The organism is Paenibacillus lutimineralis (assembly GCF_003991425.1).
Lineage (GTDB): Bacteria > Bacillota > Bacilli > Paenibacillales > Paenibacillaceae > Fontibacillus > Fontibacillus lutimineralis.
The window spans coordinates 2,840,781-2,866,810 of sequence record NZ_CP034346.1; the positions used below are offsets into that span (position 1 = coordinate 2,840,781).

20 protein-coding genes and 1 pseudogene are annotated in these 26,030 nt (G+C 47.3%); 18 read left to right on the forward strand and 3 right to left on the reverse strand.

Annotation, left to right across the window (positions count from 1 at the left end; all coding sequences use genetic code 11):
* Positions 1–82 precede the first annotated feature (82 nt).
* The 3 genes from nhaC (at position 83) to EI981_RS12120 (ending at position 3,524) form a co-directional block, all read left to right on the forward strand.
* Positions 83–1,471 carry a Na+/H+ antiporter NhaC gene (gene nhaC / locus EI981_RS12110; RefSeq protein ID WP_126998453.1) on the forward strand — a complete coding sequence of 463 codons (1,389 nt, stop codon included), beginning with the start codon at positions 83–85 and terminating at the stop codon, positions 1,469–1,471.
* A 185-nt stretch (positions 1,472–1,656) separates the two neighbouring features.
* On the forward strand, positions 1,657–2,130 hold the full coding sequence (locus EI981_RS12115; protein WP_126998455.1) for a MarR family transcriptional regulator: 474 nt from the start codon (positions 1,657–1,659) through the stop codon (positions 2,128–2,130).
* Positions 2,131–2,279: 149 nt separating this feature from the next.
* Positions 2,280–3,524: an MFS transporter gene (locus tag EI981_RS12120; RefSeq protein WP_126998457.1), complete on the forward strand. Its 1,245-nt coding sequence runs from the start codon at positions 2,280–2,282 to the stop codon at positions 3,522–3,524.
* Positions 3,525–3,724: 200 nt separating this feature from the next.
* Here the strand turns inward: EI981_RS12120 and EI981_RS12125 are convergent, their stop codons facing one another.
* A complete protein-coding gene (locus EI981_RS12125) occupies positions 3,725–4,120 on the reverse strand; it encodes a hypothetical protein (RefSeq protein WP_126998459.1) in 396 nt (131 codons plus the stop codon).
* 169 nt (positions 4,121–4,289) lie between these two features.
* On the reverse strand, positions 4,290–5,483 hold the full coding sequence (locus EI981_RS12130) for an NADH-dependent flavin oxidoreductase (RefSeq protein WP_126998461.1): 1,194 nt from the start codon (positions 5,481–5,483) through the stop codon (positions 4,290–4,292).
* Between the two features lie 125 nt (positions 5,484–5,608).
* On the opposite strand from EI981_RS12130, the gene EI981_RS12135 reads away from it, so the two are divergent.
* Positions 5,609–5,959, forward strand: a complete 351-nt coding sequence (locus EI981_RS12135) for a winged helix-turn-helix transcriptional regulator (protein ID WP_227011812.1) — start codon at positions 5,609–5,611, stop codon at positions 5,957–5,959.
* A 166-nt stretch (positions 5,960–6,125) separates the two neighbouring features.
* Here the strand turns inward: EI981_RS12135 and EI981_RS12140 are convergent, their stop codons facing one another.
* A complete protein-coding gene (locus EI981_RS12140) occupies positions 6,126–7,268 on the reverse strand; it encodes a family 8 glycosyl hydrolase (protein WP_126998463.1) in 1,143 nt (380 codons plus the stop codon).
* Between the two features lie 318 nt (positions 7,269–7,586).
* On the opposite strand from EI981_RS12140, the gene EI981_RS12145 reads away from it, so the two are divergent.
* The 14 genes and pseudogenes from EI981_RS12145 to EI981_RS12210 all read left to right on the forward strand — a co-directional run bounded on the left by EI981_RS12145 (position 7,587) and on the right by EI981_RS12210 (position 25,825).
* Positions 7,587–9,050: a PTS mannitol transporter subunit IIBC gene (locus EI981_RS12145; protein WP_126998465.1), complete on the forward strand. Its 1,464-nt coding sequence runs from the start codon at positions 7,587–7,589 to the stop codon at positions 9,048–9,050.
* A gap of 77 nt (positions 9,051–9,127) precedes the next feature.
* The gene (locus EI981_RS12150) at positions 9,128–11,275 is read left to right on the forward strand and encodes a BglG family transcription antiterminator (protein WP_126998467.1); all 2,148 of its coding nucleotides are present in this window, start codon (positions 9,128–9,130) and stop codon (positions 11,273–11,275) included.
* 6 nt (positions 11,276–11,281) lie between these two features.
* Positions 11,282–11,719 (forward strand): PTS mannitol transporter subunit IIA, encoded by a 438-nt coding sequence (locus EI981_RS12155; RefSeq protein ID WP_126998469.1) that lies wholly within the window; start codon positions 11,282–11,284, stop codon positions 11,717–11,719.
* Entirely contained in the window at positions 11,716–12,852 is a 1,137-nt protein-coding gene (locus tag EI981_RS12160) for a mannitol-1-phosphate 5-dehydrogenase (protein ID WP_126998471.1), read from the forward strand. Before EI981_RS12155 ends, EI981_RS12160 begins: the two co-directional genes overlap by 4 nt.
* A gap of 66 nt (positions 12,853–12,918) precedes the next feature.
* Complete coding sequence (ptsP, locus tag EI981_RS12165; protein WP_126998473.1) at positions 12,919–14,643, forward strand: phosphoenolpyruvate--protein phosphotransferase; 1,725 nt, start codon at positions 12,919–12,921, stop codon at positions 14,641–14,643.
* 2 nt (positions 14,644–14,645) lie between these two features.
* The gene (locus tag EI981_RS12170) at positions 14,646–14,909 is read left to right on the forward strand and encodes an HPr family phosphocarrier protein (RefSeq protein ID WP_126998475.1); all 264 of its coding nucleotides are present in this window, start codon (positions 14,646–14,648) and stop codon (positions 14,907–14,909) included.
* A gap of 216 nt (positions 14,910–15,125) precedes the next feature.
* Complete coding sequence (locus EI981_RS12175; RefSeq protein WP_126998477.1) at positions 15,126–16,130, forward strand: ABC transporter substrate-binding protein; 1,005 nt, start codon at positions 15,126–15,128, stop codon at positions 16,128–16,130.
* Between the two features lie 247 nt (positions 16,131–16,377).
* Positions 16,378–17,880, forward strand: a complete 1,503-nt coding sequence (locus EI981_RS12180) for a helix-turn-helix domain-containing protein (RefSeq protein WP_227011813.1) — start codon at positions 16,378–16,380, stop codon at positions 17,878–17,880.
* Positions 17,881–17,978: 98 nt separating this feature from the next.
* Positions 17,979–18,986, forward strand: a complete 1,008-nt coding sequence (locus tag EI981_RS12185) for an iron-hydroxamate ABC transporter substrate-binding protein (RefSeq protein WP_227011814.1) — start codon at positions 17,979–17,981, stop codon at positions 18,984–18,986.
* 192 nt (positions 18,987–19,178) lie between these two features.
* Complete coding sequence (locus tag EI981_RS12190) at positions 19,179–20,243, forward strand: FecCD family ABC transporter permease (protein ID WP_418789050.1); 1,065 nt, start codon at positions 19,179–19,181, stop codon at positions 20,241–20,243.
* A complete protein-coding gene (locus EI981_RS12195; RefSeq protein ID WP_126998481.1) occupies positions 20,243–21,301 on the forward strand; it encodes a FecCD family ABC transporter permease in 1,059 nt (352 codons plus the stop codon). Before EI981_RS12190 ends, EI981_RS12195 begins: the two co-directional genes overlap by 1 nt.
* 60 nt (positions 21,302–21,361) lie before the next feature.
* A pseudogene (locus tag EI981_RS12200) lies at positions 21,362–23,078 on the forward strand (ABC transporter ATP-binding protein).
* 625 nt (positions 23,079–23,703) lie between these two features.
* The gene (locus EI981_RS12205; protein WP_227011896.1) at positions 23,704–25,104 is read left to right on the forward strand and encodes an amino acid ABC transporter substrate-binding protein/permease; all 1,401 of its coding nucleotides are present in this window, start codon (positions 23,704–23,706) and stop codon (positions 25,102–25,104) included.
* Positions 25,097–25,825, forward strand: a complete 729-nt coding sequence (locus tag EI981_RS12210) for an amino acid ABC transporter ATP-binding protein (protein WP_126998485.1) — start codon at positions 25,097–25,099, stop codon at positions 25,823–25,825. Before EI981_RS12205 ends, EI981_RS12210 begins: the two co-directional genes overlap by 8 nt.
* Positions 25,826–26,030 lie beyond the last annotated feature (205 nt).

Consider the following 26,030-nt stretch of genomic DNA (forward strand, 5'->3'; position numbering starts at 1 on the left):
GGTGGTAAATCATTCTGTAGCTTCATTGGAGCTGAGAATATTATCCCTTGGCAACAACAATTGAATAAGGAGTCCTTACATCATGAACCGAGAGCTGAGTTTCTCAAAGAGTATTTTTCTTATTGTTTTTATTCTAGCGCTTTTATTTGTCTCCATTTTTCTCTTGAAATCGGAGCCGCATCTACCACTGTTGGCAACGACCGTTGGTACAGCAACGATGCTGCGCCTATTTGGCTTCCCCTGGAAGAAGCTCGAATCGGCGATTATTCAGGGAATCCAGACGGCAATTATGCCGATTCTCATTCTGTCACTGATTGGCATTCTTATCGCTGTATGGATGATGAGCGGAACAGTCCCAACGATTCTATACTATGGAATGGACTATATTAAGCCGCAATTCTTCGCGGTGAGTGCATTATTTGTTACGATCATCGTCTCCATGTTTACGGGGAGCTCATTTACTACGGTGAGTACGGTCGGTGTTGCCTTCATGGGCATTGCATTAACGACGGGAATATCACCAACTTTGGCAGCCGGAGCGATTATCTCTGGAGCCTGCTTCGGGGACAAAATGTCGCCACTATCCGATACGACGAATTTTGCACCTGCCGTAGCAGGCATATCCATATTCACACATATTCGCAATATGATGTACACAACGATCCCGGCACTGATCATTACTACTGTATTTTTCATGTTCGCGCCAAAGCCTGAAGCGATGGATCTATCTTCTATCCAGCAGATCAAGCTAGCCCTACAAGAAGGGTTCCAGATCCACTGGTTGACACTCCTGTCGCCATTTGCTGTTATTGCTTGCTCTTTTAAAAGGGTGTCTATTATTCCAACCCTAATCATAGGGATCGTCACCGGGCTTCTGATCACGGCATTCGTTCAGCATCAGACGGCAATCGATGTTTGGTTCAGTGTCATGCAGAGTGGTTATCATAGCTCGATCGCCAATGAGACCGTAGCTTCCATCGTTAACCGCGGTGGATTGCAGTCGATGATGTGGTCTGTATCGCTGATTCTGATCGCCCTTTCGCTAGGAGGATTGTTGCAGCATTGCGGCGTTATCGACGCTTTTTTCCGCAAAGTGATTCAGCCCTTGAAGCGAAGCAGCGCTATCGTTCTAATGACGGGAGCTTCGTCCATCGCGGTCAACGGGATGACAGGGGAACAATACTTGTCGATTCTGTTGCCTGGCCAAATGTTCAAGGACGAATATAATCGCAGGGGAATTCCAGCCAAGACGCTGTCGCGTACGCTGGAGGACTGCGGCACACTCGTGAACCCGTTGATTCCATGGGGAGTCAGTGGTGCTTTCTTTGCCGCGACCCTTGGGGTTCCTGTCATCGAATATCTGCCTTATGCGACTTTCTTGTGGATGAGTCCGTTCATCACTTTTGCCTATGCTCTCATCCCGAGATTGCAGAAAAATTCGCTTGGTCAGGAGCAGGTAGTCTCAGGGTAAATCATATGGAGCTTGGTTATGGATCTGGCTTTCAGACAAACAGGGTTTTGAAACGAGTAATTCCGTTTCAACCCTGTTTGTTTATTTTGTTGCCAAATCTATTGGAAGTGTTGGAGGATCACTTTTTTATGGTGCGCACTTTGTATATAATATTATTAATGCACCAATGGGTGGGAGGACAGGCCATGAACAAAGAAGAACAGGTCATGATGGCTTTAAGGGACGTATTCAACAAGATGGCTTGGCTTAATAAGTTTAAGATGGAAGACAGTCTTAAGGGGTATAAGCCTTCTGAAGTACATTGTATTGAATACATTGAAAAAAATGTGGATTCCAACGTCACAAAGCTTGCAGAATCCTTTTATATGACTAGAAGCGCTATGAGTAAAATAACTAAGAGGCTCATAGAAAAGGGCCTTATTGAAAGCTATCAGAAGCAGGATAATAAGAAAGAAATCTATTATAGGCTTACTGAGCAGGGGAAAGTCATTTATGAAATTCATGAGAAATTGCACAAAGGGTTTCAGGAGCGGGACAAAGGCGTATTTGAGCAGGTGACTGTGGAACAATTCGACAGCATGCTCAGGTTCGTGGAAAAGTATAGTAAGCATTTGGATGCAGAAATAAAAAAAATGGGTATGGACGTGAAGTCGGAATAAATTGAATAATGAAGATGAAACCACAGGCAGCCCAAACTCTATGGAGAACGGGCTGCTTTTTTCTCTGTTTTTTTGTTGACAAGGAAACAAAACTGCAATATTATTGTTGACGAGGAAACAAAACCACAGAATTTCGAAAGGAGAATGTAATGTTCAAACATCAATCACACAATAAACAGAACACAGATCAAATGGTAGATAAACACGCATTAATATTCGGTCTCATTTCTGTGTTTCTTTGTGGAATAGGCTTCAGCATCATCGCACCTGTTGTCCCATTCTTAGTGCAGCCTTATATAAGCAATCCGGGGGAACAAGCTATAGTTGTTACACTGCTCACCTCCGTTTATGCAGTCTGCGTATTTTTGGCGGCCCCCGTACTTGGAACTTTGAGCGACAAATATGGTCGTCGTCCATTACTCTTAGTATGCCTATTGGGTTCCGCAATCGGCTACTTCGTTTTTGGCATAGGAGGAGCTCTATGGGTACTATTCGTCGGGCGCATCATAGAAGGTATAACTGGTGGAAGCATAGGCACGATTTTCGCATATTTTGCAGACATCATTCCTCCAGAACAGAGAACCAAATATTTTGGATGGGTGAGTGCTGTTGTAGGTGTGGGCACCGTCATTGGCCCGACTTTGGGAGGATTACTCGCCAAGTTTGGTTATGCTGTACCCATGTATTTTGGAGCAATAATAACGTTATTGAATGTTGCTTATGGATTCTTCTTTATGCCGGAGAGCCTCGACAAGAAGAACAGACTGAAAGAGATTACCTTTGTGAGGCTGAATCCGTTGGCACAGCTTGCAAATATACTTTCTATGAAAAACTTAAAATGGCTGCTTGTCTCAGCGTTCTTGCTTTGGTTGCCTAACGGATCTTTACAGGCGGTATTCTCACAATTTACACTGGATACTTTCAGCTGGAAACCAGCAATAATCGGACTTATGTTCTCCATATTGGGTGTCCAGGATATCGTCTCACAAGGTTTCATAATGCCAAAGCTGTTGATAAGACTTAGTGATAAACAGATAGCAGTTCTTGGAATGGGATCAGAAATTATAGGCTACAGCCTTATTGCGATGTCTGCTTTGTTCTCTTTCTATCCACTTCTTATCGCTGGCATGTTCATATTTGGTTTTGGTGATTCGATCTTTGGGCCTTCATTTAATGGGATGCTCTCTAAGTCTGTAGATTCCAGTGAACAAGGGAGGATTCAAGGAGGTAGCCAATCTATTCAGGCTTTAGCAAGAATGATTGGACCTATCATTGGAGGTCAAATCTATGTATCACTTGGTCATGCCGCACCCGCTTTTATGGGCATGATCCTTATTGCAGCAGCAATACCCATTTTGTATAAGAGGACGCAGGTGGATATGAGTAATCCCTAACGAAACTACAGATCGTTATTTCCTCGAAAACGGTGGTAAATTTATTCTAACGAATCTCCATATCGTTATTTAAGAGAGAAACTAGCTTTAAGCCAGTAATTCAGTATAATAGCGATACCCAGTTTCGTTAGAATTTGAAACCACCTTTTTTAGGCTAGAATAGCGATACTCAGTTTCGTTAGAGAAGGTTCAATGATTCGTTAACCGAAGGATGTGAGCACGCTCTGCTCAATAATCTCCTTGAGTTCTTCGCTATGTGCTTCGTACTGCTTAGCGGTAATGCTACCGCTTTTTAGGCGGTCATCCAGTTGCTTCTGTAATTGATTGGTCTGCAGTTCAATGACTTGGTCAATATCGCCGTCTTGATCAGCCGCAATGTCATACAGCGATTTACCTTCATATAACGACTCATACAGCTCCTTGTCGGAAGTTTGATTCAGAGCTTCTAGCAAATCATCCTTTCCAGGATTTCTGTTGTCAACTGCTGACAGTCTGGCGACCGAACTTGCGCTTGTGATGGAGCCGCTTAACGCGGTGTTTCCGAAGGAAATTACGGCTACCATCGTTCCGACGATCATCACTCGCTTTATGTTCATAGTAGAACCTCGTTTCATAGTTTTAAGTACACATGATGTTGGGTTAAGTGAGAAATTAATCTTGATACTATTGTAGGCAGCCAACCTGAGGGGAACCTTAATTGTTCTTTAATATAATCTAAAAAAAATGGAAAACTGATGATTCAGTTTTCCAATCTAATTTCAATAATTACATCTTTTTCTCAAACCCCTCCATCGGTGCCAATGTAGCTTCATAGGTTTCTCCTTGTTCACCATCAGTAGTAAAATGAATCACATCTCGAAATGAGTTTTCCAAGTAAGCTTGCATCGCTAACGGAATGCGCAGCTGGTCCATATCGTAAGGCGAAATTTGATAACGTATACTGTTAAGTTCGCCGCTTGCCACTTTTTGTACCCATTTTGGTTCTCTAATGAATTCTCTTCCGATTCCGACCAGAGCTGCACCGGCATCGATAACAGCTTTTGCATCTTCTGGCCGCTCTACCGAGCCCACTCCAATTAGCGGTTTGCGGTTATTCAGGACTTTAACAAATTTAGTCAGGATCGGTTCTTTATCATCAGGTTGATTTAAGGAGGTCCGTCGATAACTTCCCATAGACAAATGAATATAATCCACAGGTGTATCTGTTAGAGCTTCAGCAAAGGCCAAAGAATCCTCAAGCCGAATTCCCGGGGTCTCCAGTTCTTCAGGGGAGAGACGGTATCCTAGAACAAACGGCCGATCTGCATTTGCCTTAATGACAGAAGAGACTTCTTCAATTACTCTCAGAGGAAATCTCATACGCTTCTCAAAATTTCCTCCCCATTGATCTGATCGTCGATTGGAGTTCTCTGAGAAAAATTGTTGAAGGAGATACGTATTGGCGCCATGAAGTTCAACTCCGTCAAATCCTGCCTTAATTGCCCTTAGAGTTGCTCTGCCAAAATCTTTAATCATATTTTCGATTTCCTCATTTGTTAACTCGCGTGGTTCCTCTGAATCCTTTGGATATGCAGCAGCAATAGGGCTCGCACTTGTCGGTTGAATGCCTCTTAGAATTTTTGAATTGGTCTTGCGGCCTGCATGAAAAATTTGAATTACCGCTTTGGTACCGTTTTGCTGGATGGCTCTTGCTATTTTGGAAAGTCCTTTGACAGTAGAATCATGAGCAATGGAAAGCTCGCCCTCAAACCCTTTTCCACCATCTGTAACATATGCGACACCTGTAATAATCATGCCGGGGCCTCCGGCGCGTTCCGCATAGTAATCCACCTCGTCATTTGTAATGGAGCCATCATAAAAGCTGGACATGGTTGTCATCGGTGCCATGACGACGCTATTATTTAATACTAGCCCTTTGGGGGAAAATGTGAATGGCTCCAGAAAGTTTTGGTTCTTCATACTCTACTCTCTCCTTAATAGGGGATTGCCCTATGAATATATTTTCGTTAACATAATACTTTGATATATTCAATATGAATAGTATGCACTTTTTAGGTAGATACTATCATAAAGGAGAGTGTAGAATGGAGGAAATGGAACCCGTAAATGTTGAACCGTTTGCTTACGCAATGTCATTGATCGGAGGCAAGTGGAAGATGCATATATTGTTCTGGCTGTGGAAGAAAGAGGTTTTGCGATACAGTGAGTTAAAAAGAGTGCTGGGGAAAATTACACATAAAATGTTAAGCAGTCAATTGAAAGAATTAGAAGAAAGCGAATTAATTGTTCGAAAAGAATACGCTCAGGTGCCGCCCAAGGTAGAATATTTCCTTTCGCCTAAAGGTTTAACTATAATGCCTGTATTGGAAAGCCTGTGTTCGTGGGGGAAAGAGCACATTGCCAATGATGAACGATACATTCATGATTTTCACTGAGGGTATTTTTCATAACCTGTGGAAATTTAGAAGCGGAGATCAGAAGTACTTCTGAGTCTTGTCTGCTTGTATAGCAATTATAGTGATAAGAAATGAAGAGAGGCAGCCTTATCGTGGAGGCAGCCTCTCTTCGTCTTGTATAGGACGGATATATGTGATTCTTTGATCAGTAAATTCGGAAATTGCCGCTTAGAGCGAGTAGGGCGAAGAAATACAGACAATTGTCGTAATAGCGCCGTTCGCCGCTGCGAAGAGGGGTATTCCAGAACAGGTGCACGAATCGTTCCGCATCTGGGCCGTCCGCGGCCAGAGATGCCATCGCGTTAGTCGCCAGCAGTCCGATGGGATGCAGCGCCGCTTCCTCAAAAGGCTCACCGTCAATCGTATAGCGACGGTAGTCCGACACATCAATATCATGGAAGAAATGTTGAATCCGGTTCGACTGCTCCACCTGCCAAGAGTCCTTGCGGAACCATTCCCAATCGAGGGCAATATTCGCGGCAACCCGGTACGCATCGCTGAAGAAATGACGGAAGTCGCCATGGGGCTGAGGGTCTGCAGGCGTTCCATCGTAATTTGCATATTCTGCTGCCAGTCCGGTGACGGGATGACAGGCCTTATGCAAATAGCTTCGGCTTGCTTCAGCAGCTTCGCTCCAAAATGCTCGATCCTGCTCATCAGCATGTAGAGCGAACAATTCATAGAAATGGGGGAGATGATAGGACGGATCGCTAAATGAAGACTCTGGCACAAATTTGATGAGCTTGGTTGCCGGATCAAACATGGGATCGCCTTCCCCATTCTCGCCTTGATGCAGGCAGGCGCGGAGAATTGTTCTCGCCTGCGCGGAGTAGTCGTACGGCTCTGGTCCGTCTCCCCAGCGATTCGAGGCGAATAATAACGCCATCGCAAAGAATTCTTCACCATCTGGTGCAGGTCCCGGAGACAACCGCGTGCCATCTGGCTTGCAATGCCAGGCGAAATAATCTTTGTAACGTCCTTCCGTATGCTGCATGAATTCCTTAGCGAATGCCCACAGTCGGTCAAATTCATCTTTTTTGTTCATCTGAACAGCCATCATCATTCCGTAGGATATGCCCTCGGTTCTCACATCAATATTGCCGGTATCAAGCAAATATCCTTTATTCTCATCCAACGGGTAGTAGATCCGCACATCAGAATCCCCGTAGAACAGTTCATTCCATGTGTCCTCAAGCTTTGCGTTAATTTCTTCCTCAGAATAGCCGATTTCCTTGAACAAATTTCTATATTGCTTTGTGTGATAAGCAGCTTTTTCGAAAGTTGTCATCGCTTCCTCCAGGATATCTTTTTGTCCAAAGTATACCATATGGGGAGGTGTATAAATTAAAGCGTTTCCCCTAATTAATATAGATTTTCGAAAGAGATCAGAAAGAATAAATCCATAATGTGATGAAATTCACATATTAAAGAAAGCTTATTTATAGAGGTTTGTAGGCGGATTAGTAAAGTATTGTCAGTAGGTATGCTGACAATATAGCGTTTTCATTTTGTTGAGTATCTCTCAGATGTCCAATACGATGGGTACATAACGAGCGGTAATTAGCCCAATAGTCCGCTCGCAAAAAAACTATAGGGAGGCTGTCATATGGCCCAAACAACATCTTCCACTTCGTCTGGTTCTGCACGGGTGGGAGTCCAAAAATTCGGACGTTTCCTAAGTGGTATGGTGATGCCAAATATCGGAGCGTTCATCGCTTGGGGCTTGATTACGGCTTTGTTCATTCCAACAGGTTGGATTCCGAATGAATACTTAGCCAAGCTCGTTGATCCGATGATCAAGTTTCTGCTTCCACTCTTGATCGGCTACACCGGGGGTACGATGGTACATAAGCAGCGCGGCGGGGTAATTGGTGCCCTAGTTACGATGGGAGTTATCGTCGGTACGGATATTCCGATGTTCCTCGGCGCCATGGCTGTTGGACCTGGGGCGGCCTGGGTGCTTAAGAAATTCGATAAAGCAGTAGAAGGCAAGATCAAATCCGGCTTTGAAATGCTGGTTAACAATTTCTCGCTGGGCATTATCGGCGGCGGGCTCGTACTGATCTCATACTCCATCGTAGGGCGTATTATTGAAGCGGTTACAAGCGCTCTCTCGACGGGTGTGGATTTTCTAGTCAGCAATCATCTGATTCCACTGGTCAACATTCTGATCGAACCGGCCAAGGTACTGTTTCTAAACAATGCGATCAACCACGGCGTACTAAGTCCGATTGCCGCTGAGCAAGCACTTAGTGCGGGTAAATCGTTACTGTATATGCTGGAATCAAACCCAGGCCCTGGTATTGGTATCCTGCTTGCTTACATGTTCTTCGGTCGTGGTAGTGCTAGACAATCAGCATCAGGAGCTGCGATTATTCATTTCTTCGGCGGGATTCATGAGATTTACTTCCCGTACATTTTGATGAAGCCTCGACTCATTTTGGCCGCTATAGCTGGTGGTGTAACAGGTACGCTTACATTCTCGCTGCTGAACGCTGGACTTGTTGGTCCGCCATCGCCGGGAAGTATTATCGCTTATCTAGCTATGGCTCCGCGTGGAGAGATTATACCAGCATTGAGCGGTGTTATTACGGCAGCGATTGTCTCCTTCGGTGTTTCAGCACTGTTGCTGAAGACGGAGAAGAAACAAGAAGAGGATCGGGATGAATTGGAAGAAGCAACCAAGCGTGTCAAGGATATAAAAGCGGCAGGGTCACTAGCTTCAAGTGGGGTTGCAGCAAGAGAAGCAAGCGCGTCCATCGCCATGGAAGCTTCTGGGGAACTGAAGAGTAAGGAAGAGGTTCGTAAGATTATTTTTGCTTGTGATGCGGGTATGGGATCAAGTGCAATGGGTGCTTCCATTCTGCGCAAAAAAATGAAAGCGGTAGGGTCACCGATCGAAGTTGGTAATACCGCGATTGGCGACATTCCGTCCGATGCAGATATCGTAGTTACGCATAAGACATTAACGGATCGCGCCCGTGGAATTGCGCCGCAGGCCGAGCATATTTCCATCGACAACTTCCTGAAGAGCCCGGAATATGACGTACTTGTTGAACGTTTGAAATAACATTACACGATAAGCCAAGGGTGAGCAATTGTCAGCATCCTACGCTTATTACGACCGCTTTTTTGGAGGCATGATCTATGGAAATTACACAGCGCATGAGACAGATCCTGGACTTGCTTCTCCGCAGTCCCTATGAATCCACCGTTGCCGAGATTGCCCAGAGTATTCGTGTGAGTCCACGAACGGTGCATAGGGAGCTTGATGCGGTAGAGAGCTTTCTGCATCGCAGGGGGATCTTGCTTCACCGGAAGGCGGGTTCGGGTCTTAGTCTGGATGGGGAGCCTGAGCGGCTTGAGCATATTAAATTGGAGCTCCTCACCCCAGCTAATGCGGAATACTCAGCGGAAGAGCGTCAGATCTTCCTGCTGTACAGACTACTTGAATCTCATGAACCGATTAAATTGTACGCACTGGCTCACGAGATGAAGGTAACGGTGTCCACCATTTCCGCAGATCTCGATGATCTGACCGATTGGATTGGCAAGCAGGAGCTTCGGCTTATACGACGACGAGGTTATGGAGTTGAGATCAAAGGTTCTGAACCAGCGATCCGTGAAGCCATTCGGGATCTTGTTGGAATTCGCTTCGATGACTTGACACTCATATCCGGAGCCGATCAGAGCTTACTTCATCCAGTGGATCGCCGGATTGCTTCGATGGCTTGTGTCGACTCGATTAAGACAATCGAAGAGATATTGTGGAAGTGGGAAGACCAGTCTCTGGAGGAGTCGTTCAGTGAAGAGGCTTATACTGATCTGCTGATCCACCTATCGATCGCTGCGGACCGTATAGGATCGAAGAAGGAAATCAGCGAAGCAGAGGCTGGACGGATTGTCCGCGGCAGACAAGGAGCAAGCGAAGAACAAATCACAGAGGTCGAAAGCTTATGTAAACATCTTGGTGAAGCATTGAATCTGGAATATTCAACGGTTGAGATGGTATATACCGCAAGCTTATTGGAGAAGGCGAGAGGGCACGTGAGCGAATCGTTGCCTGCTGATGACCTGCAACTGGCTGGAGCGGTCCGATCCCTGATTCATTATATGGCAGAATTTGATGATCAGGATTATATGGCAGATCGCTCGTTAAGGGACGGATTATTCACTCATTTGGGAGCAGCTCTGGAACGGATTACTGCCGGACAGCGCATTCGCAATCCATTAATGGATACGATTCGCAAGGAGTATGGGGAATTGTTCGGCCGAGTCCGGCAAGCGGCCAAAGCTGCTTTTCCTAACAACAGCATCCCGGATGAAGAGATCGCTTTTCTGGTCATGCATTTTGGAGCTTCCCGGGAACGTATCGGGCAGATCCATCCAAACATTCGGGTGGTCATCGTCTGCACGAGCGGGATCGGTTCTTCCAAGCTGCTGGCTGTACGACTGCGGAAGGAATTCCCACAGATCAAGATCGTAGGTCAGGCTTCATGGTATGAGGCAGTGCGAATCCCAAGGTCGGATTATGATCTGATCATCAGCACGGTGGAGTTGCCTCTGCGCGAAGATCAATATTTGAAATTAAGCCCGCTGCTGAATGAAGATGAGACGGTTCAGCTTCGGACTTATATTAAAGGCCGTGGCTCGCGGCAGCTGTTGCAGGAGCAAAAGCCTGGTAATTTACTGCATCATGCATTGGACGATGATTTCCGTACAACTGCGAGGACGCAAGTGAATCAAGAGCAGTCAGTTGGAATTGCTGCCATAGACGATCTACGCTATCTCAACAAAAGTGTTCAGCTAAGTATCGAGATATTGGAAGCATTCCGTGTGATTCCGCTGCAGATCAGCGGCACGCCTAGTCTGATGAAATGGCTGCATGCTGCATGCTATCATCCTCAGATCCAGAAGGTCGTTGATGAGCCCGATGTAGTCGCCAGACTACTTCTCGAACGAGAGAAGAATGGAACGCAGATGATTCCTGGAACGGAACTAGCGCTCTTTCATACCCGATCGGATACGGTGAAAAGGCCGCTACTGATGCTGTTTGAGCTAGATCATAGCTTCAGTATGGAGGAATCAGGGGAGGCTGAGTTATCACGGTTTCTACTTATGTTGGCACCAAAGCAGTTATCTAGAGAAAGTATTGAAGTGTTAAGTGAAATAAGCGCTACCTTGTTAGATATAGAAATCATGAAAGCGCTCGCGGAAGGTCAGGAACAGCAGATCAGGGAGCTGATGTCGGCCCATCTTCGCACTTATCTATTAAACAAACTGGAGAGAGAGTGATCATCGATGAGTATTTTATCCGCAGAACAGATTCGATTAAACGTGAAGGTATCAGACAAATACGAAGCGATTCGCTTAGTTGGTCAAATACTGGTCGATACCGGGCATGTTGATGAGGATTATATTGAGAAAATGATTGAACGCGAGGATAATCTGTCTACTTATATGGGGTCTGGGCTTGCGATCCCCCATGGCACGAATGAATCCAAAGCCATGATCAAATCGACAGGACTTGCTGTATTGCAAATTCCAGATGGAGTGAATTTTGGCGGAGATGAGCCGGCAGTGCTTGTCGTAGGGGTTGCGGCACAGCGGGGAGAACATATGGGAATTCTGACCAACCTCGCCATGGTCTGTTCCGATGATGACAGCATGGAAAGTCTTCGTACTGCAACATCTGCTGAAGAGATTCTAATGCTCTTTGAAAGCGGGATGGAAGAATGAAGGCTCTTCATTTTGGCGCGGGCAATATCGGCAGAGGTTTTATCGGCCTGTTATTGTCCGAGTCAGGCTATGATGTCATCTTCTCAGATGTAAATGAGACGGTCGTTCGGGCTTTGCAAGAGCGCGGAAGTTATGAGGTCAAGATCGCAGATGAATCAGAACAGCGTATCCCGGTTCATAATGTATCCGCTATTGACGGGCGAAATCCTGCCGTGGTTGCCGAAGAGGTTGCCTCAGCTGATCTCATTACGACAGCCGTTGGCGTAACGACTCTTAAGCATATCGCTCCGGGCATTGCTGCAGGAATTAAACTGCGCATGGAGCGCGGTGGCCCTAAGCTTCATATTATTGCTTGCGAAAATGCAATCGGAGCGAGTACGCAATTAAAAGAGCATGTTATGAACCTGTTATCAGTTCGGGAGCAAGAAACGGCAGTCTCGCTAATTGCTTTTCCAGATTCGGCTGTGGATCGTATCGTTCCTCTTCAATACCATGAGGATCCGCTTGAAGTTACGGTAGAACCGTTCTATGAGTGGGTTATTGATCGGCAGCAAATGTTCAACGATGTGCATGAGATTAGCGGGGTTCACTATGTTGATGATCTGATCCCTTACATTGAGCGCAAGCTCTTCACCGTGAATACGGGCCACTGCAGCACGGCTTATGCCGGTTATCACAAAGGATATTCAACGATCCTGGAAGCCGTGAAAGATGAAGAAGTCATCAACCTCGTGTACGGAGCGCTGCAGGAGACAGGGAGCATGTTGGTGGAAGCTTACGGTTTCAAGGAAGAGGAACATGAAGAGTATATCCGTAAAATTATGGACCGCTTCCGCAACCCTTATCTAAGTGATGAGATCGTTAGGGTTGGGCGTTCACCGATCCGTAAGCTGTCACCTGAGGATCGTCTTGTTCGGCCAGCGCTTAAAGCCTGGGAACAAGGAGGCGTTACCGAGCATCTGGCCAAAGTAATGGCGCTGGCTCTCAAGTTTGATTACGCGGAGGATCTTGAAGCCGTGAAGCTGCAGGATTTGATTGCTGAAAAGGGAGTTCGCCAGGCCTTTGCTGACATAAGTGGGCTTGATCTTTCGCATGAATTAACTCAATCCGTGATGGATGCATATGAGAAATAAATAGAGAAAGTAGAAACTGAACTTCCTAATTAAGCTAGTTTGGCTTCTATAATAGGAGGGATTGGAATGAGCCATTTACTGACTGGCGTACCTGCTTCACCAGGGATTGCTATCGCGAAGGCTTACCGGCTGGAAATGGAAGAATCCATACCACAGCGTAAAGAGATTGAAGACAAAGCTGCCGAGATGCGGCGTCTAAAAGAAGCCATTGAATCAGCAAAGGTCGATATCGACCGGATCAGGGAACAGACCCTGGAACGGTTAGGGCCGAAAAAGGCAGAAATATTCGAAGCGCATTTATTTTTACTGGATGATCCGGAATTGACCGATGCGGCATTGGCTCGAATTGAGAGAGAGGGCGTCTGTGCGGAATTTGCCTTGTATGATGTGGCAGCAGCGATCATGGACGCGCTGCGGTCAATGGACAATGAAATGCTGCGCGAACGAGCGGCGGATGTCGAGGATATCACGAGACGAGTGATCAACAAGCTGGAGGGACGTGCGCATCATACGTTCTCCGAGCTGAGTGACGAGGCAATCCTATTTGCCAAAGACTTAACCCCATCGGATACGGCCCAACTGAATATGGATTATATACGCGGCTTTGTTACGGAAATGGGCAGCCGTACATCTCATTCAGCCATCATGGCTCGTTCCTTAGAGCTTGCAGCTGTAGTTGGCGCGGGAACCGATGCGTCACATATCAGAACAGGTGACACTGTTATTTTGGATGCGACGAGTGGCAAGATTATTGTGAACCCCTCACGTAACCAGATGGAAGATTATTCTGAGCGTAAGCGTAAATATGAAGATGATGTATTACGAATGAAAAGCTATGTGGATCGACCTTCGGTAACTGCGGATGAAGTACATGTGGAATTAGCGGGGAATATCGGCGGGATCGATGATCTGGAGAAGGTTTTGGCCAATGGGGCTGATGGGATCGGATTGTTCCGGACAGAGTTCTTGTATATGGGGCGTTCAACGTTCCCTTCGGAAGAGGAGCAGTATTCCGTCTACAAGCATGTATTGCAGAAAATGAACGGCAAACGGGTGGTCATCCGAACTCTCGACATCGGGGGAGACAAGGAACTAAGTTATATGCAGCTGCCGCAAGAAATGAATCCGTTCCTTGGTCTTCGGGCTATCCGTCTCTGTCTGGATCGGGAGGATCTGTTCCGAACGCAACTAAGAGCACTACTCAGGGCAAGCGCACATGGGAAGTTGGCTATTATGTTCCCGATGATCTCCATATTGAGTGAGCTGCGTGAAGCGAAGCGGATCTTGAACGAAGAAAGAATTCGTCTGGAGCAAGAAGGAGTCATGATCGCAAGTGAGCTTGAGGTTGGCATTATGATCGAGACTCCGGCTGCTGCCCTTGCTGCGGATCTACTGGCAGAGGAAGTAGATTTCTTCAGCATTGGGACAAATGATCTGATTCAATATACGATGGCTGCGGACCGGATGAACGAATCCGTCTCCTACTTATACCAGCCGCATCATCCAGTGATCCTTCGTATGGTACAGCTCGTCATTCAAGCTGCGGATCACCGCGGTAAATGGGTGGGAATGTGTGGAGAAATGGCGGGGGATGCATCCGCGATTCCACTGCTGCTTGGTCTTGGTCTGCATGAGTTCAGCATGAGTGCATCATCCGTGCTTCCGGCGCGGGAACTGCTGTCACGGTTGTCCAAGCAGGAATGGTCTCGGCTTGCGGTAGAAGCGCTGAGCATGAGCAGTCAACAAGAGGTGCTTGATTTCGTAAATAACCAGCTGAGGAGTGAAGCATAACGATGATATCGCAAGTGTTTACCGTCATACACCCGCAAGGATTTCATGCGCGACCATCCAAAGCTTTCGCCGAGAAGGCCTATTTATTCCCTTGTCAGGTGACTCTATTTAAAGGAGATAAGCAAGCTAATGGCAAAAGCCCGCTTGGTCTGTTGACGCTCGGAATCTCAGCCGGGGATGAGATTAGACTTGAGGTCGAAGGCGAGCAAGAAGCGCAGGCTTTCCAGGAGCTTGGCCGTATGTTAACGCAAATTTACGAGGAATAGAATAAGGGTAAGCAACCGTCCTGGTCTATGATTTCAGAAGCCCAGGACGGTTGTTTTTTTGCGTATGTATAAAAATAACGTCGAAAATGTGCATTGCGGATGCCGAAACGGGAGTATAAAATAAGCTTGAGCGAAATGAGATTGAGAATCATTATCGACTGATCGATAGATTGATAGATTATTTCGTTGATCATTGATATAGGAGAGGATCATGTTATGGGAAAATCTCGCCGATGGGCAGCGGTCTGCCTGGCTGTTCTGCTTAGCCTGTCCGTTGCCCTTGCCGGATGCGGCAAGCAAGGGGAGTCAAATAAGCAGGCAGGACAAGTCGGCAAAGAAGGGACTGCTCAGCAGCAGACCAATCCTGCGGGGGAACAGCCATCAAGCGGTACCCGAACCGTAAGCGATGAATTCGGAGAGGTTGAGATTCCTGTCCATCCTCAGCGCATTGCCGGGGTCTATTTGGAGGATTATCTGGTCGCACTTGGCATAACGCCGGTCGTTCAGTGGTATCATCCGAACTGGGGCAAGCAAGACTATCTCGATTTGGATGTTCCCCAGTTCGATATTACAGGCAGCGTTGAAGCATTGCTGGACGCGTCTCCGGATCTGATTATCGTGGATGGAGTTGTTGATGCCGCCAAGTACGAAATATACTCCAAGATCGCTCCCACCTATCGCTTGCCCGAGAATATACTGCAGAATCCTCCGGAAATTCTCTGCACGATCGCTGATCTGGTGAATCAAAAAGAGAAGGGCGAAGAAGTACTTAAGCAATATGACCAAAAGGTTGAGGATGCAAAAGAAAAATTGAAGAGCGCAATTGGGGATGAGACGGTAGCCGTCATCCGTCTGAATATTGGGGATAAGACACTCGCCTTATTCGGCATCGAAAATCGGTACTCAGGCAATATTTATAAAGAAATCGGCCTGACGCCTCCAACCATGGTGAGCGAGATGAAGGATTTCCATGCGGTTATCTCAGAAGAGGTGCTTCCGGAATTGAATGTGGATCATATTATTGTGTTCCCTTCGAACGGCTATTGGGATTCGGCGGAAAATAGAGAAGCTGAGAAGTTGTTCGATAGTCCGTTGTGGAAGTCTATGCCTGCCGTGAAGAATGGACATGTATATCAGGTCGATCGGACGCATTGGCAATCCGGTGCGATCTACGCGAATATGAAGAAAATCGATGATCTACTGAATATCTTCATTAAATAAGATTCGTGATATTTGTAGCCTTATGAATTGAAGAAAACACCGTCAGGAGAGCGATCCTTATTAGGGATGAGCTTTCTTGGCGTTTGTTATATCTATTTATATAACAACTTGATAGGAAAGGGATAAGATGAGCCACGCAGGATTAATGAACATACCCTACTCCATGTTATTCTCTATGTTTGGCATGGATTATTGCTACTTGCCCCCAGAATCACCGAATAACGCGATTATAGCGAAACATCATATCATGCTCATTACAGTTCGCGGGGAAGGAACGCTTACTATCGATGAGGTCCTTTTGAATATGAAGCACGGTAAAGGTTATTTAATCCCTCCCGGCTCGGCCTACCGCATTAGACCGGGCAAGGAAGGGATCAGCTATTATCTGATACTGTTCGGGATGCTGAGGTTAAGAGAAGGGGGGAGCGCCGCTGTAGAGGAAGTAATTCCGGAGCGGTTATTGTCCCCAGGCGAATTGAACTGCCAACCGTTCTCCCAATGCATAGATCGCCTTGAAATATTGTATCAAATGATGGATTGCCGGGCTGAGCTTGAGCTCTTTGAGCAGCAGATCAGGTTCCAGGATTGGCTTCGATTCATTTTTAGGCAAAATGGGTTCGTGGGGAAGGAGAGGGATACGCGTCAAGCCGTGGAAGCTTCGATTCAGCATATTAAGCAGAACTATCAAGAGTCGCTCACGGTAGATCACCTGGCCACGCAGGCGAATATCACACGCTGGCAGTATACGCGCATTTTTAAGGAAATGACCGGTAAGGTACCGCTGGAATATATTAATGATTTCCGAATTGACCGGGCCAAGCAGCAGCTGCTAATGTCGAATGACCGCCTATTCGAGATTGCGCAGAACGTCGGGTTTAATAATGAGTATTATTTCAACCGGCGCTTCAAGAAATCGGTGGGTGTGTCGCCCGGACAGTATCGACGTAGTTATATGGGCAAGAAACGGGTATTTGCGCCATTTCTGGAGGATTTCCTGGTGGCCCTTGGCGTCACCCCTCTCATACAGTGCAGTCAAGCGGAATGGGGGAAGCAAGAGTATCTTAAACTGGCTAATGTGCCTGTATTTGATGTCGGAACAGGAGATATGGATGCGCTATCGTCACATAAGCCTGACATCATTATTATGGACGGCGGGTTCAGTCGCTGGATTTCTTCAGATGTGCTGGGAAGCCTCGCACCGATGTACAGCCTCTCTCATCCTGGGGAAGATTGGCGCTCCACTTTAGAGACTGTCGCAGATTTACTAGACTGCAAATCAAAGGTTGTCGATATTATCGGGGACTATGAACAGAGATCCGATAAGGCGCGTAAATTGCTTAAACCGTTGTTACAGCGGCAGAGTGTAGCTTTTCTGCGTATCTCAGCGCTTGGGATCAGCCTATATGGGGATGAAAACCATGGCTATACAGGCCCGATCCTCTACCGTGATCTCGGTCTGACGCCTCCCTTGCTTGTGAAGAAATTGACCAGGGATGCGAGGAAGGTATTGCTAGAGCCGCTGGAGCTATTAGAGCTTGATGCTGATCATTTGTTTATCACATTCGATAAGCGTCATTCCGCAAGAGATGGAGAGGAGAGGGAGATTTTGAACTCACCACTCTGGCAATCGCTCCGAGCAGTGAGGAGTGGCAGCGTGTACGAGGTGGATTTTTATACATGGATGAACTATGGGATTCTATCTCACCGCAAAAAAATAGATGACGTGCTGGCAGCGCTGACTTCAGGCTAGATTCAACCTTTAAAGAAAAAAAAGGATTGTTTGAATATCCATCTCGTGGTAAATTGATAATGATTATCAATATCAATTACAAAAGGAGAGGAACTATTTTGCATAAATCTTCAAGGTTGTATATTTTGCTAGTTTGTCTGCTAGGAATAGCTGTGCTATTGGCAGCATGTGGACAGTCTACAGGGAATTCATCTTCCTCTGGCCAGGGGGAAAAGAACAATACTTCAGGCAATGTCCCAACAGCTTCATCATCGAATGCCTCCGATTCGGCGGAGACGTTTATATTCCAAGCTGGGAACGGAGACGTTGAAGTCCCTAAAAACCCGCAGCGTATCGTCGATTTGACGAATTTCTATACAGGTTATTTCCTGGCGATTGGAGTGAAGCCTGTCGGCGTACTCTCCGGAGCGATGGAAAATCCATATTTTGCAGGGAAGCTGGATGAAACGGAGGATCTCGGAGTGGATCCTTCGCCGGAGAAGATTCTTGAGCTAAACCCGGACTTGATCATTACATTCACCGGCAGTGAGGGAATCGACAAGCTGGAGCAGATCGCCCCTGTCGTAGCTATCGACTATGGGAAGAAGAATTATAAAGATCAGATTATTGATTTCGGCAAGCTGACAGGCAAAGAGAAAGAGGCTGAGGATTGGGTAGCTGGGTGGAAAGCAAAAATTGATGATCTGAAGCCGAAGGTACAAGCGGCGGTCGGGGATAAAACCGTATCTATCCTTAATCCATATTCCAAAGGGTTGTATGTCTTCGGCCACAACTATGGCCGTGGCGGAGAGATTATTTATGACGAATTTGGCCTTAAGGCGCCGCCTGAAGCGCAGAAGGAAGCGATCGACAGCGGAACAGGCTGGGCTTCCATCTCTCTTGAGAAGCTGCCGGAGTACGCGGGCGATATCATCTTCACCTGTCCCTGGGCCGGCGATACGAGCGATCCGAAGATCGTCTATGACAGTGCGATTTGGAAAGGACTCCCTGGCGTAAAAGCGGGGCATGTATTCCAACTAAATCCACACAGTGATACATACAGTGATCCGGTATCGCTTGAAGCGCAGCTGGAGTTCATCTCAAGCAGCCTGTTGTCAGTTCAATAGGATGAACAGTCTGGCAGGTACCGATTGGTTGCTTCAGGGCCGATGGCGGAGAACATGGAAGCGGATGATGCCGTGAATGCAGTGACCGGCAAATACTAGCGATTGCCCGCAGCAATGCAAGCAAAATGGCCGCTTCGTTAGAGCGGTCATTTATGTTCGAACTGAAATTCTGATAGGTAAAGGTGGCTTAAAATGAGTCTTGGCAAGATAGATATGAATCTTACACAACAGAATGAAGAGGTTAAGGAAGTGACGTTCCGTTCACATCCGTGGGCGGCGGCAATCATTCTGGTTGGAGGCGTAGTGGCTCTGATTCTCAGCATCGGTCTGTCCGTATCCTTTGGGGCGGCGGATATTAAGTTTACAACCGTCTGGGAGGCGATATTTCGCTACAATTCCGATCTGACACAGCATCAGATTATTCAGGAACTCCGGCTGCCGCGCGTTCTCGGTGGAGCGATGGTTGGCACTTGCTTCGCCGTAGCCGGAGCCATTATGCAGGGAATGACGCGCAATCCGCTAGCCGATTCAGGTCTGCTTGGTTTGAACGCCGGTGCTGGCTTTGCCTTGGCGCTCTGCTTTGCTTTTTTCCCTGGTCTGCCATTTATGTACCTAATTCTGTATTCCTTCCTGGGAGCCGGAATTGGGGCAGGGATTGTCTACGGCATCGGCTCTATGGTCAAAGGCGGACTAACGCCACTGCGTCTGGTTCTGGCCGGGGCGGCTGTATCCGCATTGCTGTCCGCGCTTAGCGAAGGAATAGCTCTCTATTTCCGTATCGGGCAGGATCTCGCTTTCTGGTATGCGGGTGGTGTTGCAGGTACGAGCTGGCTACAGCTTAAAATCATGTTCCCTTGGGTGCTTGCGGCTGTAGTTGGAGCGATTATTCTGTCCCGCTCGATCACGATGCTTAGTCTGGGCGATGATGTAGCTAGGGGTCTGGGACTTCGCAGTGGTACGGTGAAGCTATTCGGCGCTACTATTGTGCTGATTTTGGCCGGAGCAGCTGTCTCGGTAGTAGGCGCTGTCGGCTTTGTAGGCCTGGTTATCCCTCATTTGACCCGGAAGCTGGTTGGGGTGGATTACCGTCTGATTATCCCGTGTTCCGCAGTTCTCGGAGCTTTGCTCGTCGTGTTTGCGGACCTGGCGGCAAGAATGGTCAACCCGCCATACGAGACTCCACTCGGTGCTCTGATTGCACTGATAGGGGTACCCTTCTTCCTCTATATTTCACGCAAGGAAGGGAGGGAGCTGTAATGGCGCAACCAACATTTGAGACGGACAATAATAATTCGAATATTTCATCTGAAGACAGACGTCAGTATAGAAGAAATGTTACCGTTCTGCTTACGCTTGGGCTGCTCATTATCATTGCCTTTGTACTAAGCATGAACACTGGCTTTATCCGCCTCTCACCGCTAGACACGATCCGAACCTTGTTTGGGGGAGGAACCGAGAAGGAGCAACTGATTCTGTTCGATTTCCGCTTGCCCCGCATCGTAATATCCGTGCTGATTGGTGCCGGACTGGCCGTGTCTGGCTGTATTATGCAGGGCATATCCCGAAATGCGCTTGCCGATCCGGGAATCCTGGGCATTAATGCTGGAGCCGGATTAGTTGTATTAATCTTCGTAGCCTACTATCCGAATATGGGCACAGCTTCGATATTCTTGCTGCCTGTACTGGCATGGATTGGCGCGGGAGTGACGGCAGCCATTATTTTCTCCTTATCCTATAAGCGCCATAAAGGTCTGCTGCCAACGCGCCTGCTGTTGACCGGTGTAGCCGTTGCCGCAGGCATCAGCGCAGCGACGATTGTTATTACATTACGAATTAACCCGGAGAAGTATCAGTTCGTGGCTACCTGGATGGCCGGAAGTATCTGGGGAACGAACTGGAAGTTTGTTCTGGCGCTGCTTCCATTCATTGTGATTCTACTTCCGTTCGTATTCTCTAAAGCGCGGACGATGAACGTGCTCAATCTGGGGGAGATGACAGCGATCGGTTTGGGCGCAAAGGTGTCCAGGGAGCAGATTGTGCTACTTGCAGCTGCTGTAGGACTGGCGGGCTCCTGTGTAGCAGTCAGCGGCGGCATAGGTTTTGTGGGCTTGATCGGACCGCATCTGGCCAGAAGGCTCGTAGGACCGAAGCATCAAGCGTTATTGCCGGCGTCTGCGTTGACTGGATCTTTCATGGTCATCGTAGCTGATATGTTGGGGCGTTTGATTCTGCAACCGTCCGAAATACCCGCAGGTATTATCGTTGCCATTGTCGGAGCGCCATATTTTCTATATTTGCTAGCTCATTCACGATAATAGAGCCGATTTTGCGATCGGGGATTTGCCATAAGTTCGTAGGAAGGGAGCGTATACTCTGTGCTAAGGAAATTTTTCTTCTATTATAAACCATATAAAGCCTTGTTCCTGGTTGACTTCTGCTGTGCCGTTGTCGCAGGGTTACTCGAATTGTTCTTCCCGATTGTCGTAAACCAGTTCGTCGATAATTTGCTGCCGAGCGGAGATTGGATGTTGATCTTCTGGGCTTGTCTTGGACTGCTCGCTGTGTACGCGCTGAATAGTCTGTTGCAATATATTGTCACCTATTGGGGGCATCGGCTTGGCATCAATATCGAGTCAGATATGCGAAGCAAGTTGTTCAACCATGTGCAGAAGCTATCCTTCCGCTTCTTCGACAATAACAAGACCGGACATCTCATGGCCCGAATGACCAGCAATCTGATGGAAATCGGGGAGATGGCCCATCACGGCCCAGAGGACTTATTCATCGCGGCAATGACGCTGATCGGCGCATTTGCACTGATGTTGTCAATCAACTGGAAGCTGGCGCTGCTTGCCGTCATCATCATTCCGGGACTGGTCTATCTGGCGCTCTATTTCAACCGCAAGATGATTCACGCGTTCCAGCGCATGTTCCGAGATATCGGCGAGTTTAACGCCCGGGTGGAGGACAGCATTGGCGGGATTCGCGTTGTACAAGCATTTACTAATGAGAAGTTCGAAGCCGAGCGTTTTGCTGAAAATAATGAGCAGTATCGGCAGACAAAGTTTTTCTCTTATAAGATCCAGGCCCAAAACCTTTCCATTAGCTACTTCCTGATGAGAATCGTCATTTTATTTGTACTCGTCTGCGGTACCTGGTTTGTTATTAAAGGGGAGATGACGAGCGGAGAATTCGTCGGATTTCTACTGTTATCCAATGTGTTCCTCGGCCCGATCAACAAGATCAATGCCGTAATCGAGAGCTATCCGAAGGGGATGGCTGGCTTCAAGAGCTACATAGAACTGCTTGAGACCGGAGCCGGATATCGCCGACAGCCCGGATGCGATTGAGGTTGATCAATTGCGCGGCGACATTGAGTATCATCAAGTTACGTTTGGCTATGAGAATGAAGCCAAAGTGCTGGAAAATGTCGATCTAAGGATCAGAGCTGGGGAGACGATTGCTTTTGTTGGTCCGTCCGGTGCCGGTAAGACGACGCTGTGCAGCCTGCTGCCGCGTTTCTATGAAGTGGAATCAGGCATGATTACTGTTGACGGCATCGACATTACCCGGATGAAGTTAGCTTCTCTACGGAAGCAGATCGGGATTGTTCAGCAGGACGTCTTCTTATTCTCAGGCACAATCCGCGAAAATATCGCCTATGGTGATCTGATCGCAGCGGATACGGATATTTGGGAAGCCGTCAAGCGTGCTCGGTTGGATGAGTTCATCGTATCATTGCCGGATGGCCTGGAGACGGTGATCGGGGAACGCGGCGTGAAGCTATCCGGTGGACAGAAGCAGCGGCTGGCGATTGCCCGTATGTTCCTGAAAAATCCACCGATCCTCATCCTGGATGAAGCGACATCAGCCCTGGATACGGAGACCGAGAAAGCGATCCAGCAGTCCCTCAGTGAGCTGTCGGATGGCCGGACGACATTGGTGATCGCGCACCGCCTGGCTACGATCAAGAATGCGGACCGGATTATTGTAGTTACGGAGCAGGGGATCGTCGAGCAGGGTAGACATAAGGACCTGGTCGCAGCTGGTGGAGTGTACAGCAAGCTGCATGAGGCTCAATTTGGGTCGTAAAGGGAGAAGCGGCCGGAACATGCTTCTGCAGATCGCCTGTTCGTCGTTAAGTTTGACTATGATCCTGATTTTGTGGATGAAGTGGACAATAGCTCCCTCTGGAATTGGAGGATGCCATAAGACTGCCGCACGGGTATGAGACACAATTGAGCGCGGAGGGCAGCAATTTAAGCCATGGACAACGACAGTTACTAAAAGAGTTGAGTTGTCATTTTTGGGTGATTGAAGAAAGACCAAGTCAGAGCACATTTTATGCTTCTGAGCTTGGTCTTTCTGTTGGCTTTAGACTGGGAGTATCACACAAATTTGTGAAATGGTGAATGGGAAGGAGCGGTTATTAGTGCAATAAAAAACTTTGATCACAAGTCTTTTTGCAAGCACGAAAATTTATGAAAACAGCGTAGTGACGCGGCTTCTCAAGCTTAGGCACATCGTATCTCGTACCCCATTGGTTGAAATTGTATTTTCAGGATCGATATATTTTTTGTTAAAATAACTTATCTGATGGTAGGAAACCTGCCATGAGGTAACAGTGAAGAGGAGAAATTTCGGGCGTGGACTGAAAAGGGGAGAACATATGAAATCTAAAAAGCTCGCATTGTTTACCATAACACTGCTGATCTTCATGCTGACCGGCTTGTCTGGCTGGACAGGAGGAGTCGCGGCAGAGCCGAGTTCTGGCAAAACTTATGTAATCGGTACAGACATTACGTTTGCTCCGTTTGAATTTCAAGATGTGAACGGTAAATTCGTCGGCATTGACATGGATCTATTGGAGGCAATTGCCCGGGATCAAAATTTCAAGTATGAAGTGAAGCCGCTTGGCTTCAATGCGGCTGTTCAAGCGCTGGAGTCAGGACAGGTTGATGGTGTCATCGCAGGAATGAGTATCACCGATGAGCGAAAGCAGAAATTCAATCTATCTGAACCGTATTATGATTCCGGCGTAGTTATGGGGATTAAAGAGAATAATGACAGTATCAAAAGCTACGAGGATTTAAAAGGGAAGAAGGTCGCTGTCAAGACAGGGACTGAAGGCTATCTGTTCGCAGAATCCATCGCTGCGGAATATGGTTTCAAGATTGTGCCGTTTGATGAATCCTCACAGATGTATGACGATGTGAAGACGGGTAATTCTGTAGCTTGCTTCGACGATTATCCGGTCTTGAGATACGGAGTGGAACAGAACAATGGACTGAAAATCGTAACCGAGATGGAAAAGGGCGGTTCCTACGGTTTTGCCGTGAACAAGGGTAAGAATCAGGAGCTTATGGATAAGTTCAATACGGGTCTCGCTAATCTCAAGACAAGCGGTGAGTATAAGACGATACTAGGGAAGTATCTTGGTGAGGATAGCTCCGCACCGGTAAGTCAAAGCCGCTGGGGGCTGGTTCAGGAATCCCTGCCAGCGTTGCTTAAAGGTCTAGGTAAGACGCTACTGTATACGATCGTATCGCTATTCTTTGCTTTTATCCTGGGACTTATTTTCGGATTTATGAAGGTCAGTCGAAATCGCTTCTTGCGCGGCGTAGCGACCGTATTCGTCGATTTGTTCCGCGGCATTCCGCTGATCGTTCTAGCATTCTTTATTTACTTTGGAATTCCACAAGCGCTTGGCTTCACGATGCCGCTGTTCTTGGCGGCAATTCTGACGCTTAGTCTGAATGCAGGTGCTTATGTGACAGAAATTATCCGCGGGGGTATCCAGTCCGTTGACCGTGGACAGATGGAAGCGGCTCGTTCGCTTGGACTACCTTACCGCAAGGCAATGATGAAGATCATTATCCCGCAGGCGATTCGTGTAATGATTCCGGCATTTATTAATCAGCTTGTGATTACACTCAAAGATACTTCGATTCTGTCTGCGATTGGTCTTGTCGAGTTGACGCAATCCGGTAAGATCATTATTGCAAGAACATTCGCTTCGTTTGATATCTGGCTGGTGGTCGCTATTATGTATCTGGTGGTTATCACCGTTCTAACGAAAATTTCTGGCAATCTGGAAGGGAGGGTGCGCCGTGGGTAAGATTCGTGTCGAAGGCTTAAAGAAAAGCTACGGCACCAATCAGGTGCTGAAAGGAATCGATATGCAGGTTCAAGAAGGGGAAGTCGTCTGCTTGATCGGGCCTTCCGGTTCGGGGAAGAGTACCTTTCTTCGTTGCATTAATCGCTTGGAGGAAATTACGGCAGGACGGGTCATCGTTGATGATCAAGACATCAATGATCCGAAGACAGACATCAATAAAGCCCGCGAAAATATCGGTATGGTGTTCCAGCATTTCAACCTGTTTCCACATTTCAGTGTGCTGAAGAACATTATGTTCGCTCCAATGGAGTTGGGGAAGATGGATGCAGCGAAAGCACGTGATACTGCACTGGGCTTGTTAGAAAGGGTCGGACTGTCGTATAAAGCCGATGTCTTCCCGAATCAGCTGTCGGGCGGGCAGAAGCAGCGCGTAGCGATCGCTCGCGCGCTGGCGATGAATCCGGACGTCATGCTATTCGATGAGCCTACCTCGGCACTTGACCCCGAGATGGTCGGTGAAGTGCTCGGTGTCATGAAGGATCTGGCACGTGAAGGTATGACGATGGTTATCGTTACGCATGAGATGGGCTTTGCCCGTGAAGTGGCTGATCGTGTTGTATTCATGGACGGCGGCTATACCGTGGAAGAAGGTCCACCGGAAGAAGTGTTCGGCAATCCGAAGAACGATCGTACAATCAGCTTCCTGGAGAAGGTGCTATAATAATTCGAATCCCCTCGAAGTGAACAAGTGCTGTAATAAGGCATTTATTCACTTGGAGGGGATTTTTGTTTGATCTATCGATACATGCAGATAAGTCTGACTGAGCTGGTGAATACAACCAAATTGAATGAATCGCTGGAAATCCAATCATACTATCAGGAAGAATGTGAATTCCCCATAAGAATAATTAGAAAGAGTGATTCAT